Source organism: Streptomyces sp. NPDC050535, from assembly GCF_044457665.1.
Classification (GTDB): domain Bacteria; phylum Actinomycetota; class Actinomycetes; order Streptomycetales; family Streptomycetaceae; genus Streptomyces.
Map to the genome: position 1 here is coordinate 572553 of NZ_JBITHE010000001.1, position 14121 is coordinate 586673.

13 protein-coding genes and 1 pseudogene are annotated in these 14121 nt (G+C 72.4%); 10 read left to right on the plus strand and 4 right to left on the minus strand.

Going from position 1 to position 14121, the window contains the following annotated elements:
* Positions 1–27: 27 nt before the first annotated feature.
* On the minus strand, positions 28–687 hold the full coding sequence (locus tag ACIBLC_RS02415) for a hypothetical protein (protein WP_399208736.1): 660 nt from the start codon (positions 685–687) through the stop codon (positions 28–30).
* Positions 688–959: 272 nt separating this feature from the next.
* Here ACIBLC_RS02415 and ACIBLC_RS02420 point away from each other — a divergent pair, with 272 nt between their 5' ends.
* Positions 960–1592, plus strand: coding sequence for a DUF4232 domain-containing protein (locus ACIBLC_RS02420; RefSeq protein ID WP_399208737.1), 633 nt, complete (start codon positions 960–962; stop codon positions 1590–1592).
* Between the two features lie 22 nt (positions 1593–1614).
* On the opposite strand, the gene ACIBLC_RS02425 is transcribed toward ACIBLC_RS02420, so the two are convergent.
* Positions 1615–2670 carry a biotin/lipoate A/B protein ligase family protein gene (locus ACIBLC_RS02425; RefSeq protein ID WP_399208738.1) on the minus strand — a complete coding sequence of 352 codons (1056 nt, stop codon included), beginning with the start codon at positions 2668–2670 and terminating at the stop codon, positions 1615–1617.
* A gap of 325 nt (positions 2671–2995) precedes the next feature.
* On the opposite strand from ACIBLC_RS02425, the gene ACIBLC_RS02430 reads away from it, so the two are divergent.
* From ACIBLC_RS02430 to ACIBLC_RS02465, 8 genes are all read left to right on the plus strand, one after another.
* Positions 2996–4852, plus strand: a complete 1857-nt coding sequence (locus ACIBLC_RS02430) for a gamma-glutamyltransferase family protein (RefSeq protein WP_399209259.1) — start codon at positions 2996–2998, stop codon at positions 4850–4852.
* Positions 4853–4990: 138 nt separating this feature from the next.
* Positions 4991–5836 carry an inositol monophosphatase family protein gene (locus ACIBLC_RS02435; protein ID WP_399208739.1) on the plus strand — a complete coding sequence of 282 codons (846 nt, stop codon included), beginning with the start codon at positions 4991–4993 and terminating at the stop codon, positions 5834–5836.
* Positions 5837–6118: 282 nt separating this feature from the next.
* A complete protein-coding gene (locus ACIBLC_RS02440) occupies positions 6119–7528 on the plus strand; it encodes a phytoene desaturase family protein (protein WP_399209260.1) in 1410 nt (469 codons plus the stop codon).
* Positions 7525–8034: an O-acetyl-ADP-ribose deacetylase gene (locus ACIBLC_RS02445; RefSeq protein WP_399208740.1), complete on the plus strand. Its 510-nt coding sequence runs from the start codon at positions 7525–7527 to the stop codon at positions 8032–8034. The genes ACIBLC_RS02440 and ACIBLC_RS02445 overlap by 4 nt, the downstream gene beginning before the upstream one ends.
* 79 nt (positions 8035–8113) lie before the next feature.
* A complete protein-coding gene (locus ACIBLC_RS02450) occupies positions 8114–8854 on the plus strand; it encodes a class I SAM-dependent DNA methyltransferase (protein WP_399208742.1) in 741 nt (246 codons plus the stop codon).
* A gap of 475 nt (positions 8855–9329) precedes the next feature.
* Positions 9330–10274 carry a lysylphosphatidylglycerol synthase domain-containing protein gene (locus ACIBLC_RS02455; protein ID WP_399208743.1) on the plus strand — a complete coding sequence of 315 codons (945 nt, stop codon included), beginning with the start codon at positions 9330–9332 and terminating at the stop codon, positions 10272–10274.
* Between the two features lie 155 nt (positions 10275–10429).
* A complete protein-coding gene (locus tag ACIBLC_RS02460; protein WP_399209261.1) occupies positions 10430–11902 on the plus strand; it encodes an AlkA N-terminal domain-containing protein in 1473 nt (490 codons plus the stop codon).
* Between the two features lie 73 nt (positions 11903–11975).
* Positions 11976–12461: a methylated-DNA--[protein]-cysteine S-methyltransferase gene (locus ACIBLC_RS02465; protein ID WP_399208744.1), complete on the plus strand. Its 486-nt coding sequence runs from the start codon at positions 11976–11978 to the stop codon at positions 12459–12461.
* Positions 12462–12565: 104 nt separating this feature from the next.
* On the opposite strand, the gene ACIBLC_RS02470 is transcribed toward ACIBLC_RS02465, so the two are convergent.
* Positions 12566–13303: an SIR2 family NAD-dependent protein deacylase gene (locus ACIBLC_RS02470; protein ID WP_399208746.1), complete on the minus strand. Its 738-nt coding sequence runs from the start codon at positions 13301–13303 to the stop codon at positions 12566–12568.
* A 99-nt stretch (positions 13304–13402) separates the two neighbouring features.
* Between ACIBLC_RS02470 and ACIBLC_RS02475 the strand changes: the two are divergent.
* A pseudogene (locus ACIBLC_RS02475) lies at positions 13403–13510 on the plus strand (DUF2191 domain-containing protein); the annotation flags it as partial.
* Between the two features lie 25 nt (positions 13511–13535).
* Here the strand turns inward: ACIBLC_RS02475 and ACIBLC_RS02480 are convergent.
* Positions 13536–14027: an NUDIX domain-containing protein gene (locus tag ACIBLC_RS02480; RefSeq protein ID WP_399208747.1), complete on the minus strand. Its 492-nt coding sequence runs from the start codon at positions 14025–14027 to the stop codon at positions 13536–13538.
* Positions 14028–14121 lie beyond the last annotated feature (94 nt).

Below are 14121 nucleotides of genomic sequence, written 5' to 3' on the forward strand. Positions count from 1 at the left end.
CTGCCCCGCGGGTTCCTGCTCGGTGCGCTATTTCTTCTCCAGCGCGGCTACGGCTTCCTTGGCGGCGCTGATGGCACCCTTGTTGATCACGTCCGCGCTGGGTGCCTTCTTCGACTCGAAGTCGCTGCCGTTGTACGTGATGAGGACCAGCGCGTTGGAGGCTCGCACGATCACCACTCCCTCGCGGGTCTGCTGCTTGTCCTCGGTGGTGAGGTTCACGACGGAATAGCCCGAGTCGCCGACGCCGGGGACCGCCCCTCCGCCGCTCTTGTCCGCGACGCGCTCCTTGTAGGACTTCTCGGCGGCCGCGTCCGACTCCTTGACCTCGTACGAGACGTCCAGCCAGCGGTAGTCGAACCCCTTCAGGGCGTTCCAGGAACAGGTGCGGCGCACCGACTTGTCGGTCGACGCGATCTCCTGACCGGCCGTCTTGGCGCCCGGGACCAGCGACTTGATCGTCTTGTCGGCCACGCTGTCGCAGGGCGCGGGGGCGGCGGCGTACGTCTTGGTGGCCGCGGAGGTCGACGGCGCGGACGACGACTCTGTCGGCTTCTGCGGCGATTTGTCCTCGGCGGCGGTCGGGGTCGCGGCGAGCGGACCGGTCGTCAACGCCCAGCCCGCCGAGGCGAGCACGACGACCGGCAGCAGACGCGCGGTGAGAGCGAGCGGCAAAGGAAGAGAACGCACGGCGCACTTCTCGTGGGGGACGGTGCGGAGATGGCCCGCACTGCGGACGGGACGCCAGTGTCACACGACTCCCTGTGGGGCGGAAGCCCGAACTCGCTCCGTGCCTGTGTGGTGACAGTGACTCGCTGTTGACGGCCTGTGCGCCCCCGGCGTCGGCGCGGGCCGCGGCGGGGCATGCGGACCGTGTCCGTCCTCCCGCGCTGAACTGGCGCGCGGGCAGAGGGAGTTGCGGGGGCGCGCCTCTCGTCGGGGCCGCGTGCCATGATCGGCGGGTGAGCGCGATACGCCTGAAGTCGACCCGTGGAGCGGCCCTCGTCTGTCTGGTGGCGCTGGCCGTGAGCGGCTGCGGGCTCTCCACCGAGCTGGACCGCGAGCTTCACCCGGATGGCAGACCCAGTCCGGAGAGCGAGCCCGGCCCGGCCGCGACACGTGCCGTCGAACCACCCGAGTCCGGCTCGCCCGCACCGTCCCCGCCGGTCCAGGCGGCGAGCGGCTGCCCGTCGTCCGGTCTGCGATTCGGGGTCGGCCCTGTCGACGGGGCGATGGGGCTGCGGTCCATGACGCTCACCATGACCAACTGCGGCGAGCGGCCGTACGAGCTGGACGGCTACCCCTCCGTCACCGTCCTGGACGAGGCGGGCGAACCGTTCCCGGACGTCCGCACGGCCGAGGGGACGGACGAGGTGCCCATGGCGTCGGACCGGAGCGAACCCGAGCCCTTCACGCTCGGACCCGGCGAGACCGCCCAGGCGGGGCTGCTCTGGCGGATGGCGGCCGAGGACGGTACGTACCTCCGCGTCGCGCCGGACAAGGAGCGGGACGCCGTGAACGTGCGCCTCGACGACCCTCTCGACATCGGCCCGGAGAACGTGCTGGGTACGACGCCGTGGGTCCCGGCGTTGTAGCGGGCCGTCCTGACGGCGGGAGTTACGGCACCCTGCCGGTCCACTCCGCCGAGCCGAACTTCGTCCGCGCGAGTTCCTCAGCGCGCGCCAGCTCCCCGGGTGTCACCTTGCCGGCCGACAGCCCGTACCGGCCACGGAACGAGTCGGTCATCCTCTCGATGACCGCCTCGCGGGCCAGCCCGGTCTGCCGCCGCAGCGGATCCACCCGCTTCTTCGCGCTCTTCGTGCCCTTGTCGGAGAGCTTCTCCCGGCCGATGCGCAGTACTTCGAGCATCTTGTCGGCGTCGATGTCGTACGCCATGGTCACGTGGTGGAGCACCGCGCCGGGCCCGCCGCCCGGGCCGACCGTCCGCTTCTGCGCGGCGCCCGCGACCTTCCCGGCCTCCGTGGCGATGTCGTTCAGCGGCTGGTACCAGGCCTTGACGCCCATGTCGCCGAGCACCCAGTCGTCGAGGTAGGCGTAGCTGTCCTGGAACGACAGCCCCTGGACGAGGGACTCGGGCACGGAGAGCGAGTACGTGATGGTGTTGCCCGGTTCCACGAACATCGCGCCGCCGCCGGAGATGCGCCGTACGACCTCGATGCCGTGCCGCGCGGCGCCGGCCGGGTCGACCTCGTTGCGCAGTGACTGGAAGCTGCCGATGATCACGGCGGGCGCGGCCCACTCCCACACGCGCAGCGTCGGGGGCCGGTGGCCCGCGGCGACCTCGGCGGTCAGGACCTCGTCCAAGGCCATGTGCAGGGCGGGGGACTGGGGTCCCTCGTGGATCAGCTGCCAGTCGTAGTCGGTCCAGTCCGTGGCGTGCGCGAGCGCCCTGCGTACGGCGATGGCGATGCCCTCGGAGGTCAGGCCGTACATCACCGTCCCCTCGGGCAGGGCGGCGTCGACACGGGCGGCCAGTCCTGCCGCGTCGGTGTCCGCCGGGGCGCCGTTCAGCGCGTCGTCGACGGCGTCCAGCGCCTCGTCCGGTTCGAGGAAGAAATCGCCCGCCACGCGCGCGTGCCGCAGGACTCCGCCCTCGACGTCCAGGTCGACCACGACGAGCTTGCCGCCCGGGACCTTGTACTCACCGTGCACCGATCCGCCTCCGTATCCGTTCCACGAGGGGCAACGCCGGCCTCGGATGATTGATTCCGGCAGGGTGGCGCCCTCGGCGGTTCGCCGAGGAATCCTTATTGCATGGTGTCTGCAATAGCGGATCTATTGCAGAGAGGTCGTGCGTCGGGTGACACTGAGGCCCGGGTGCGGAGCGCGTCCTGCCTGACGCGTCCGAGTTCCTCGGGCATCGCTCCGCACCCCCTTCTCGCCCGGCTGCCCGACTCCGGTTCGGACGCGGGCGTGGGCCTGCGATCAGCGGAGCACTAGCCTGGTCCGGCCCATGTGCCGAAACAGCGAGGTGCCCGTGTTCACGACCCGCCCCACCCTCCAGGGCACCTTCGGCATGGTGTCCTCGACGCACTGGCTCGCCTCGCAGTCGGCGATGGCCGTCCTGGAGGACGGCGGCAACGCATACGACGCCGCGGTCGCCGCCGGCTTCGTCCTGCACGTCGTCGAACCACACCTCAACGGACCCGCGGGCGAGGTCCCCATCATCGTCGCGCCCGCGGGCAGCGAGGTACGGGTGCTGTGCGGACAGGGCGTCGCGCCCGCCGGAGCGACGATCGCCCACTACCGGGGACTCGGTCTGGATCTCGTACCCGGTACCGGGCCGCTCGCCGCCGCCGTACCCGGCGCCTTCGACGCCTGGATGCTGCTCCTGCGCGACCACGGGACGAAGTCCCTCGCCGACGTCCTGAAGTACGCCATCGGGTACGCGGAGGACGGGCACGCGCCCGTGGAGCGCGTCGGCGAGACGGTGGAGGCCGTGCGCGAGCTCTTCGAGACGGAGTGGACCTCGTCGGCGGAGGTCTACCTGCCGGGCGGCAGAGCGCCCCGCCCCGGCGAACTGTTCCGCAACCCCGCCCTCGCCGACACCTGGCGACGGCTGCTCGAAGAGGTTTCCGACGACCCGGAGGTGTCCGCCGCGTCCGGGGTCTCCGGGGAGGCGGAGCGGGTGCGGCAGATCGAGGCCGCGCGCGAGGTGTGGCGTTCCGGCTTCATCGCCCAGGCGCTCGTACGGCAGTCGCGGCGCCCCGCCATGGACACCAGCGGCGAGCGCCACGCCGGCACGTTGACGGCCGCCGATCTGGCCTCCTGGTCCGCGAGTTACGAGGCTCCGGCGACGTACGACTGGCGAGGCTGGACCCTCTGCAAGGCGGGCCCCTGGAGCCAGGGCCCGGTCCTGCTCCAGCAGTTGGCCCTGCTGCCGCCGCGACTGCCGCGATACGGCTCCGCCGACTACGTCCACCTCCTGATCGAGGGCTGCAAGCTGGCCATGGCCGACCGGGAGGCCTGGTACGGGGACGCGGCCGAGGTGCCGCTCGACGCGCTGCTGTCGGAGCCGTACAACACCGCCAGGCGCGCGCTCGTCGGCGACAAGGCCTCCTACGAACTGAGCCCCGGCAGTCCCGGCGGGCGGGTGCCACGGATGAGCGGGCACGCGCGCGTGGTGGCCGCCGGCGAGCCGGGCTTCGACGCGCTCGCGGCGCCGGGGGCGGGCGAACCCACGGTGACCCGGGCGGCCACGGACCCCGGGGTGGCGCCGGACGGCGGCACCCGCGGCGACACCTGCCACCTCGACGTCGTCGACCGCTGGGGCAACATGGTCGCGGCCACGCCCAGCGGCGGCTGGCTGCAGTCCAACCCGGTCGTGCCCGAACTGGGCTTCCCGCTCGGCACCCGGCTCCAGATGGCCTGGCTGGAGGAGGGGCTGCCCAACTCCCTGACGCCGGGCCGCCGTCCGCGCACCACGCTGACCCCCTCGCTCGCGTTGCGCGGCGGAGTGCCGGTCATGGCGTTCGGCACACCCGGCGGTGACCAGCAGGACCAGTGGCAGACGCACTTCTTCCTGTCCGTGGCGCTCCGCGCCGAGGTGCGCGGCGGCCTCGACCTCCAGGGCGCGATCGACGAGCCGAACTGGCACAACGACAGCTTCCCCGGCTCCTTCTACCCGCGCGGCATGCATCCCGGCAGCGTCACCGTCGAGTCGCGCATGGACGCGGGCGTCGTCGAGGAGCTGCGCCGCCGCGGGCACGACGTCCAGGTCGGCGAGGCCTGGTCGGAGGGCCGGCTGTGCGCGGTCGCACGGGACCCGGACACGGGAGTGCTGTCGGCGGCGGCGAATCCGCGGGGGATGCAGGGGTACGCGGTGGGACGCTGATCCGCGTACCCTCGACTCCCACGCACCCCAGCGCGGCGCACACTCTCCGTCACCGCGCGCTCCGGGAATTCACGGTGAATCCACCCGGAGTGCACCCGTCCGGTGAGGATTGTCAGCGACGCGTGCTGTCATGGAGTCATGATCGTAGACATCGAAACCATCGACGAGTTTCTCTCCCGCCGTACGACCGACGTCGAAGAAGCGGTCCGGAAGGCTGCCGCCGCCGAGATCATGCCGCGCTTCCGGCAGCTCGCCGCGCACGAGATAGACCAGAAGACCGGCCCGCACGACCTGGTGACGGACGCCGACCGCAAGGCCGAGCAGTACCTCACCGAGGCTCTCACCGCGCTGCTGCCCGGCTCAGTGGTGGTCGGCGAGGAGGCGGTGCACGCCGATCCGGCGACCTACGACGCGATTCGCGGCGCCGGGCCGGTCTGGATCGTCGACCCGGTCGACGGGACACGGCAGTTCGTCCACGGCGACCCCGGATTCTGCACGCTGGTCGCGCTCGCGCTGGACGGCGTCGTACGCGCGTCCTGGACGTTCGCTCCGGCGCGCGACGAGTTCGCCACCGCGGTACGCGGCCGGGGCGCCGTACTCGACGGCGTGCCCCTGCGTTCCGGCTCGCCCACGCCCGGCCGCGACCTCGACATCGCCACCTCGCACCCGGACTTCACCACGGACGCGCAGAAGCGCGCGCTCGTCGGTCTGTGGGCCGACGGCGTCGTCACCCGTCCGTGCGGCTCCGCCGGCCTGGAGTACCTGGCCGTCGCCCGCGGCGAGTTGGACGCCACGGCCTTCTCGTGGGAGGCCGCCTGGGACCACGCGGCCGGCCTGCTCCTGGTCGAGGAGGCGGGCGGTACCCACCTGACTCTCGCGGGCGAGCCGTTCCGCGTCACCGGAGGCAACACGATGCCGTTCACGGCGGCCCGCGACGAGGCCACGGCCCGCCGGGTGGTGTCGCTGCTGACGGGCGGAAGCTGAGCCGGGGCGGGCTGCGTCGGGGGGATGGAGGAAGTTCGGGCGGGTCTGTGTCGGGGAATCGCCGGAGTTCGGGCGGCCTGCGCCGGGGGGATCGCCGGACCCCGGGCGGCCCTGCGTCGGGGGAATCGCCGGAGGCCGGGCGCGCTGTGTCGGGGGATCGTTTGAGTCCGGGCCCGCGGAGCGGCGGTATCCCAATCGCCCGCGCTGTGAAGGCTGTCAGTCCCCCGGCATATCCTGATCCCAGTGGCCATCGGCTGACAAAGGAGTCCGAAGGTGCCGTCGATGCTCGATGTGGTCGTGGTGGGTGCGGGTCCGAACGGACTGACGGCCGCCGTGGAGCTGGCCCGCCGCGGCTTCTCCGTGGCCGTGTTCGAGGCGCGCGACAGCGTGGGCGGCGGAGCCCGCACCGAGGAGCTGACACTGCCCGGCTTCCGGCACGACCCGTGTTCGGCGGCCCACCCGCTGGGCGTCAACTCACCCGCGTTCAGGGCGATGCCCCTGGAGCGGTACGGCTTGGAGTGGCTGCACGCCGAGCTGCCCATGGCGCACCCGTTCTTGGACGGCACGGCGGCCGTGCTCTCAAGGTCCGTGGCGGAGACCGCCGCCTCGTTCGGGCCCCGCGACGCCGGTGCGTACCGCCGCCTGGTCGCCCCTTTCCTGCCCAAATGGGACACGCTGGTCCACGACTTCATGTCGCTGCCCCTGACCGCGCTGCCCCGCGACCCGGTCACCCTCGGCCGCTTCGGGCTCGTCGGGCTGCCGCCCTCGACCTGGCTGATGCGCCGCTTCCGGGACGAGCGGGCCAAGGCGCTGTTCTCCGGGCTCGTCGCCCATGTCATGGCCCCGCTCGACGGGATCGCGACCGGTGCCGTGGGCCTGGTCTTCGCCCTCGCCGCGCACGCCCGCGGCTGGCCCGTCGCGCGCGGCGGCTCCCAGTCCATCTCCGACGCGCTCACCGCGTACCTCAAGGACCTCGGCGGCAGTGTCCACACGGACTACGAGGTCAAGCGTCTCGACGATCTGCCGCCCGCGCGCGCCTACGTCTTCGACACCTCGCCCACCGCGCTGTCCCGCATCGCCGGCTTCGGCCGCTACTACGAGCGGTATCGGTACGGAGCGAGCGTATTCAAGATCGACTACGCGCTCGACGGCCCCGTGCCGTGGACGGCGAAGGAGGCGCGCACCGCCGGGACCGTGCAGGTCGGGGCGAGCCGCGCGGAGATCGGCAGCGCCCTGCGGGCGGCCTCGCGCGAGGGCCGGGCACCCGACGCGCCGTTCCTGATCACCGTGCAGCCCGGCGTCGTCGACCCCTCCCGGGCGCCCGCGGGCAAGCAGGTCTTCTGGGCGTACGGACACGTTCCGAACGGCTGGACGGGGGACCTCACGGACGCGATCGAGCGCCAGCTCGAGCGCTTCGCGCCGGGCTTCCGCGACCGTGTCCTCGCCCGCGCGACAGCCGGCCCGCCCGAACTCGCCGCCCGCAACGCCAACTACGTGGGCGGCGACATCGGGTCCGGCGCCGCCGCCGGACTCCAGCTCCTGCTGCGTCCCAGGCTCTCCCTCTTCCCCTACAGCACCCCGCACCCGGCCGTCTTCATCTGTTCCTCGGCCACCCCGCCGGGCCCCGGCGTCCACGGCATGTCGGGGCACAACGCGGCGAAGGCGGTATGGCGCAGGCTGAGGCAGTCATGACCACGATCACGCTGGTGCGGGGCGACATCACCCGGCAGAGCGTCGACGCCGTCGTCAACGCGGCGAACTCCTCGCTGCTCGGCGGGGGCGGCGTCGACGGCGCCATCCACCGCAGGGGCGGCCCCGCCATCCTCGCCGAGTGCCGCGAGCTCCGCGCCTCCCACTACGGCAAGGGCCTGGCCACCGGACAGGCGGTCGCCACCACGGCCGGTGAGCTGGACGCGCGCTGGGTGATCCACACCGTCGGCCCGGTGTGGCAGGGCCCGGACAGCGACCCCGCGCCCCTTGCTTCCTGCTACCGGCAGTCCCTCCGGGTGGCGGACGAGCTGGGCGCGCGCACCGTCGCGTTCCCCGCCATCTCGACCGGTGTCTTCCGATGGCCGACGGAGGACGCCGCCCGCGTCGCGGTCGAGACGGTCAGGGAGGCACGTACGACGGTCGAAGAGGTCAGATTCGTCCTCTTCGACGAGCGCGCCTACGACGCGTTCGCCGAGCAGGTCCGCTGACCCGCCCCCCGGACGGGGCGACGAGCGGCCGGCGGAAATTGCCGGGCGTCGAAGACGGCTTCCGCAGTACGGTCCCGCTGTGACCGACGAGGACGGGTATTTCGGGGAGAGCGTCGCGGCGACCTACGACGAGTCGTCGGGGCGGGAGTTCGAGCCGGGCGTCGTGGGGGCGGCGGTCGACTTCCTGGCGGGGCTCGCCGGCGGCGGCCGGGCCCTGGAACTGGGCATCGGGACGGGGCGCGTCGCGCTGCCGCTGGCACGCGGGGGAGTTCCGGTCCACGGCATCGACATGTCACGGGCGATGGTCGACCGGCTGCGCGCCAAGCCGGACGGCGACACGATCGGGGTGACGATCGGCGACTTCGCGACGACGAAGGTGGAGGGGGTCTTCTCCGTCGCCTATCTGGTCTTCAACACGATCATGAACCTGACGACGCAGGCAGCGCAGGTGGACTGCTTCCGCAATGTCGCGGCCCACCTCGAACCCGGTGGCCGGTTCGTCATCGAGGTCATGGTCCCCGAACTGCGAAAGCTCCCTGCGGGACAGACCGTCGTGCCCTTCCACGTCGGCCCGACGCGATGGGCGTTCGACGCCTACGACGTGGCCACTCAGCGGGTGAGTTCGAACTACGTCGAGGTCGTCGACGGGCACGGTGAGTACCGGTCGATCCCGTTCCGCTACGTCTGGCCGGCGGAACTCGACCTGATGGCTCAGCTCGCCGGGCTGCGCCTGTGCGAGCGCTGGGAGGGATGGACCCGGGAACCGTTCACCAGCGAGAGCGGCCGGCATGTCTCGGTCTGGGAGAAGCCCGCCGCGTAGCCGCGCGGACGGTCGGCGCCGGAGCCGGTCGACAGTCGGCCGGGAGCCGCCTGGCTCGTTGTCCTGGTGGTGTGGAAGGCCGGCCGCGTCGAGGAGAAGCGGACGGCCGGACCGCGCCCGCTCCCGGCGGACGGTCCTCGCCGCGCTGAGGCGGCCGGCCATTCCCCCGGGAGGCGGCGCGGCCGGCCACTCCGCGCGGGAGGCAGCCGGACCCCAGTCCGTCGTTCTGACGACCCCCGGAGGGGTCTCCAGCTGAAGCTGCCCCGCGCCTCCGGATGCCGCACCCGCCCTGCACCTCTGAGCAGTGCGCGATAATTTGTCCTTGATTGCGCAGAGGCTCTTCGGCCTGTGGCGGTGAAGGGTGGACGATGGCCAGGACGTCGCACGTGGCGGGTGCCGCCACGGTCGCCCGTCGGGCCTGCCCGTGGCACGTCATGGGTGAGCCGCCGGTCCGCGCCGGGGGAGGCCCGGCGACATGAGCGCTCCGCCGACCGCCCCCGCGACATCGAATCCGACCGTCGGCAGACGGGTCTCCTGGCAGGCCGGGGTCTCGCTCCTCGTGGTGCTGGGCGCCTTGTACCTCGCGCGGCGCCACTGGCCGGTGATCGAGGCGGGAGCCGTGCGGCTGGCCGGCGCCGACCGCGGCTGGCTGCTGGTGGCGAGCGCCGCCACCGTGGCTACCTGGGCGTGTTCGGCACTCGCCCAACAGGGGGCGGTGGCCCGGCCGTTGCCCGCGCGGCGACTGGTGGCCGTGCAGTTCGCGGCGTCCGCCGCCAACCATGTGCTGCCCGCCGGCCTGGGCGCGGGCGCGGTCAACCTGCGCTTCCTGAACCGGTGCGGGCTGCCGCTCGCCCGGTCGGCGACAGCCCTCGCGGTCAAGGCCACCTCGGGAGCCGTGGCGCGCGGCCTCCTGATCGCCTCCCTCGCGCTGGCCTGTCCCGGCGTACTCCACATTCCGCACGTTTCGGCGACGCCGGTGGCGGTCGCGCTCGCGGTGGTCGCCCTCGCCGCGGTGCTTCTGAAGGGGCCGCTGCGGCGCGCCCTGCGGGCCGTGCTGGCGGATGTCCGCGCCGTGCACGAACTCCCCGCGCGGGCCGCCGCGTTGTGGGGCGGCTCGCTCGCCTTCGCCGGCCTGCACGCCTCGGTGGTGATCGCCGTGTCCCAGGCCATCGATCTGCCGCTGCCCCCGGTCCAGGTCGCCCTCGCCTACCTCGCGGCGAGCAGCGCCGCCGTTCTGCTCCCGACCCCCGGCGGACTCGGCTCCCTGGACGCCGCCCTCGCCCTGGCCCTCACCCTCGCCGGAGCACCGGCAGGCGCGGCGGCATCCGTCGTCCTCGGCTACCGGCTCCTGACCGTGTGGCTGCCCCTGCTGCCGGGACTGCTGGCACTGGGAGTGCTGGTACGCCGCCGGGTGGTGTGAACGTCCGCATGGTCATCCGGCTGACAGCAGCCGACAGCAGCCGACAGCAGGGGGCGTAAGGGCTGATGGCCGGTCCCAGGACACGTCAGCTTGATGTCGGATTCCCGCCAGCCCCGGCCTCGCGCGTGCCCGATGCTTGAGGCATGAGGAACGGGATGCACACCGACACGGAACGCTGTGTGCGCGCGGTCCAATCGAAGGACGCGCGCTTCGACGGCTGGTTCTTCACGGCGGTCGTGACCACGCGGATCTACTGCCGGCCCAGTTGCCCGGTGGTGCCGCCGAAGCCGGAGAACATGACGTTCTACCCCAGCGCGGCGGCCTGCCAGCAGGCCGGATTCCGGGCCTGCAAGCGCTGCCGCCCCGACACCAGCCCCGGCTCGCCGCAGTGGAACCAGCGCGCCGACCTCGTCGCCCGCGCCATGCGCCTGATCGGCGACGGAATCGTGGACCGCGAGGGCGTACCGGGACTCGCCACCCGGCTCGGCTACAGCACCCGCCAGATCGAGCGACAGCTCCTCGCCGAGCTCGGTGCGGGCCCGCTCGCCCTCGCCCGGGCCCAGCGCGCCCAGACCGCGCGGCTGCTCATCGAGACCACCCCGCTTCCGATGGCGGAGATCGCCTTCGCGGCCGGGTTCTCCTCGATCCGTACCTTCAACGACACCGTCCGCGAGGTCTTCGCGCTGTCACCGAGCGAGCTGCGCGCACGGCTGCCCAGGCAGAAGGCAGGCGCCGCCACTCCGGGAGTGCTGAGTCTCCGGCTCCCCTTCCGCGCTCCGCTCAACCCCGACAACCTCTTCGGCCACCTCGCGGCGACCGCCGTACCCGGCGTCGAGGAGTGGCGGGACGGCGCGTACCGGCGGACCCTGCGCCTGGCCTACGGCCACGGGATCGTCGGGCTCACCCCGAACCCCGACCACATCGCCTGCCGCCTCACCCTCAGCGACCTCCGCGACCTGCCCGTCGCCATCAGCCGCTGCCGCCGCATGCTCGACCTGGACGCCGACCCGGTCGCAATCGACGACCAGTTGCGCACCGACCCGCTGCTCGCGCCGCTCGTCGACAAGGCTCCGGGCCGCCGGGTGCCGCGCACTGTCGACGGGGACGAGTTCGCCGTACGGGCCGTGCTGGGCCAGCAGATCTCCACGGCCGCCGCCCGTACCCACGCGGCGCGTCTGGTCACCGCGTACGGAGACCCGGTGGACGATCCCGAGGGCGGCCTCACCCACCTCTTCCCGTCCCCCGGGTCGCTCGCCGCGCTGGACCCCGAGTCCCTCGCGATGCCGCGCACCCGCCGCGCCACCTTCACCACGCTCGTACGTCAACTCGCCGACGGGTCAATCCACTTGGGCATCGACAGCGACTGGGAGGAGACCCGCGCCCGGCTCCTCTCCTTGCCGGGCTTCGGCCCCTGGACGGTCGACGTCATCGCCATGCGCGCCCTGGGCGATCCCGACGCCTTCCTCCCCACCGACCTCGGAATCCGGCGCGCCGCACAGGAGTTGGGCCTGCCGTCCACTCCGGCCGCACTCACGGCACGTGCGGCGGCGTGGCGCCCCTGGCGGGCGTACGCGGTCCAGTACCTGTGGGCGACGGACAGCCATCCGATCAACTTCCTTCCGGAGTAGGCCCGTACGAGACAGCCGTACGAGGATCCACAAGCAGAGCTGAGTAGTTATGCCCCCCGCACAAGGACGATTCATGAAGCGTCACACCGTGATCGACAGCCCCTACGGACCTCTGACCCTCGTCGCCGACGAAGGCGCCCTCTGCGGCCTCTACATGGTCGGCCAGCGCCATCGCCCCCTTGAGGAGAGCTTCGGCGCACGCGACGACGACGCACTCTTCGACGAGGTGTCGGACCAGCTCGCGTCGTACTTCGCGGGCGAGTTGAAGGAGTTCGACCTGCCGCTGCGGCTCGACGGCACGCTCTTCCAGCAGGGTGTCTGGGAGCAACTGCGGACGATTCCCTACGGCGAGACCCGCTCCTACGGCGAACTGGCCGCGAACCTCGGCAACTTGGGAGCCTCCCGCGCGGTGGGCCTCGCCAACGGCAAGAACCCGATCGGCATCATCGTGCCCTGCCACCGCGTCGTCGGTGCGAACGGCAGCCTGACGGGATACGGCGGCGGGCTCGACCGCAAGCAGCGGCTGCTGGACTTCGAGAGCGGCGCCGCCCTCTTCTGAGCGCCCGTGAACAGGGCTGGACGGTCAGAGGAGAGCGGAGCCACGGCCGTCCCCGTACCCTCGACCTCGCCCCGTCGGATTCCTGGTCGCCACCGGTCAGTTCCTCACCCGTCACTCTCGTTGCCCAGCCGGCGCAGCAGTTCGGGCAGGGCGGTGCCGATGGGCTGCCGGATGACCTCGTCGGCGCGATCGTCGTACGGCGTCGGTTCGGCGTTGACGATGATCAGCCGCGCCCCGTGGTCCGCGGCGACCCCGGCGAGTCCGGCCGCGGGCTGCACCTGGAGGCTGGTCCCGACGGCGATGAACACCTGGCACGCCTTGGTGATGGCGAGGGCCTCGCCGAGTACGACGGGGTCGAGCCGCTCGCCGAACATCACCGTCGCCGACTTGAGGATGCCGCCGCACCTCAGGCACGCGGGGTCGCCCTCACCGGCCTCGACCCGCGCGAGCGCGTCTTCCATCGGCGCCTTCGCGTGACACTCGGTGCACACCACCGTCCGCGCCGTGCCGTGCAGTTCGAGCACCTTGCGGGCCGGCGTCCCGGCGAGCTGGTGCAGCCCGTCCACGTTCTGCGTGATCACCCGCACCGGCACCCCGGACCGCTCCAGCTCCGCCACCGCCCGGTGCGCCGTGTTGGGCTCGGCCCGCAGCGCCTGGTTCTTCCGCCGCAGCTGCCAGGACCGGCGCCGGATCTCCGGATCACCCATGTAGTACTCGTACGTCACGAGCTTCTCGGCCTCGGGATCCTTCCGCCACAGGCCGTTCGGGCCGCGGTAATCAGGGATGCCGGAATCGGTGGAGATGCCGGCTCCACTGAGGATGGCGACGAGAGGCCTGTTCATGGGCCGAGGGTAGGACGTCCGATCGACGTGGGGCGAGGGGGGTGGTCTGCGAAAGCGACTGCCAAGGGCCGGTGATCGCGCGGGTGTCAGGGTCCCGCCATGGCCGAGGTCACTGTCTCCCTGGCCGACGGCGGGAGTGGCAGCCCCCGGAATGCCGTCGAGCTCGTTGTGCGTGACTACATCGCGTACGGGCACCGCGCGGAGTCATTCCGCCCCGGCCCGCCTCGCGAAGTCAGCCGACGCGCTGCCCGTTCTCCAGCTCCACCGTTCCCGTGCCCTCCGTCAGGACATCGAGCGCGGCGACGACGCGAAGGCCCAGCTCGCCCGGCAGGTACCCGGCAAGGTCCTCGCGCGCGACGAGACGCCAGGACAGGAGCTCCTCCTCCTGGATCCGGATCGCCGCGAAGTCCTCCGTGGTGAGTACTCCGCCGTCGTACAGATAGGCCACCAGCGGGGGTCGCGCCGCGCCGTGCACCCAGTCCACGGCGAGCAGCCGTCCGAGTTCGACGTCGAGGCCGATCTCCTCGGCGGTCTCCCGGCGGGCGCCCTGGCGCGGAGTCTCCCCGTCGTCCGATTCGACGGTGCCGCCCGGAAGCGCCCAGCCGTCACGGTAGTTCGGCTCGACCAGCAGGACGCGCCCGTCGGTGTCACGGAAGAGGGCGGCGGCCCCGGCGAGGACGCGGGGGAGGCCCGCGATGTACGTGGCGAAGTCTTGAGTGGTCACCCACGAAGGGTAACGAGCAGATTGCCCGCGATCCGGCCCGGCCGGTCCCCGTGGACGCGGTCGGCGAGCTCGGTGCCCACAGGGTCATGTCCGG